This window comes from Vaccinium witches'-broom phytoplasma str. VAC (genome assembly GCF_000309405.1).
GTDB lineage: Bacteria > Bacillota_I > Bacilli_A > Acholeplasmatales > Acholeplasmataceae > Phytoplasma.
On the sequence record NZ_AKIN01000019.1, the window covers coordinates 1 to 1,535 of the forward strand.

Here is a 1,535-nt window from a genome sequence, read left to right on the forward strand (position 1 = left end):
ATTTTATTCATTTATTATAATATGAAAATGTATTTTAATAAATCTACTAGAAAGGGTTTTTAAATAAAATACAAATGTTTTCGCAAAATAAAAATTATTTATCTACATTGTTACAATTAACAGGAATTTTGTCGGTTTTCCTATTGATATTCTTCTCTCATAATAAAGTATTTGGAGGTGGTAATGAAAACACTCCGCTTATCAAAGAGAAGATTTTAGAAATAAAAAATAAAGAACAACAAAAAGCCGATATCAAAGCCAAAGCTGACGCTTTATTGCAAGAAATATCAACTTTTGAAACAGAAATCAAAAACATCTTTACTACTGCCAATATAGAAGTGTTAAAACAACTCTTTGAAGATGTGGTTTTCAATAATGTATTAACCGAAATAAATGATAAATCAGCGAACAATAAAATTCCGCCGGCTGATAAAACTATTTTGGACAATATGAAACAATTGGTGCAAAAAATAAGAGATCAAAAACAGAATTATTTCAATGATGCTTTAGTTTTATCCAAAGCAGGTGAAAAAACTTTGGAAGAAGTTAAAACGGCGTTCCTCAAAATAATGAATCAAAATAAATTATTAGAAACCAATATGAAAAGTTTAGAAACTAAACAAACAGAATTGACGGATGCTAATAAATTAAAAGACACCAATATCAATACTTTAAAAAATAAAATAAATGAGTTTTTAGCTAAAAGTCATTATTCTGAATTGGAAGTTAAAAAAACACAATTAACCAAAATCGAAACAGATTATCAAAAATTAAAAGAATCTGAACCATCCAAAAAAAGCGATCAAAAAGACGCTGAAACAAATAATGAAAACATTAACAAAGGTTCTGAAACTGCTAATGAAGAAGTTAAAAAGAAAGTTGAAACATCCAAAAAAACTGACACAACGAAAAAAAGCACTACAAAAGATGATGATAAAGAAAAAAGCATTAACGCTTTCCAAATTATAATTATAGGTGTTTTTATCTCTATAATGATTTCAGCGATTATTTTTTTGATTTTACAACAAATTAAAAAACCTCAATCTAAAAGATAATAGGTTTCTTACAAATAATAAACTTCTTTAATAAAAAAACATCTTTATTTAGATATAAAGATGTTTTTTCTTTTAAACGATAATAATATATAATTTTATTTAATTAAGCAAAAGATAAATCAATTCTGGCTAAATATTATATTATTGGGAAAAATAAAACTATTTAACAAATGCTTAAGTAAAAAAATATCATCAAATTTTTTTTATAATTGGCGGAGCAGAAGGGATTCGAACCCTTGCACCAAAAATTGGACTACGTCCTTAGCAGGGACGCCTCTTATAACCACTTGAGTACTACTCCATCTGAAACATTTTTTGCCATCATTAATCAATCGAATCATTTATTTTTTTTAGGAAAAACCAAATTATATTTTATTGAGATCAACAAGTATTGTATTTGCTACATCATAAGGGATGACTCTGGTCATTCCAGAAGCACATCATAATCTAAAGCAACCCTAGCTAAAAGATGGATAGGAA

1 protein-coding gene and 1 tRNA gene are annotated in these 1,535 nt (G+C 26.4%); one reads left to right on the plus strand and one right to left on the minus strand.

What is annotated here, in order from left to right:
• Nucleotides 1–107 precede the first annotated feature (107 nt).
• Nucleotides 108–1,055, plus strand: coding sequence for a hypothetical protein (locus RI68_RS00770; protein WP_261974266.1), 948 nt, complete (start codon nucleotides 108–110; stop codon nucleotides 1,053–1,055).
• A 210-nt stretch (nucleotides 1,056–1,265) separates the two neighbouring features.
• On the opposite strand, the gene RI68_RS00775 is transcribed toward RI68_RS00770, so the two are convergent.
• A tRNA-Ser gene (locus RI68_RS00775) sits at nucleotides 1,266–1,356 on the minus strand.
• Between the last annotated feature and the right edge of the window lie 179 nt (nucleotides 1,357–1,535).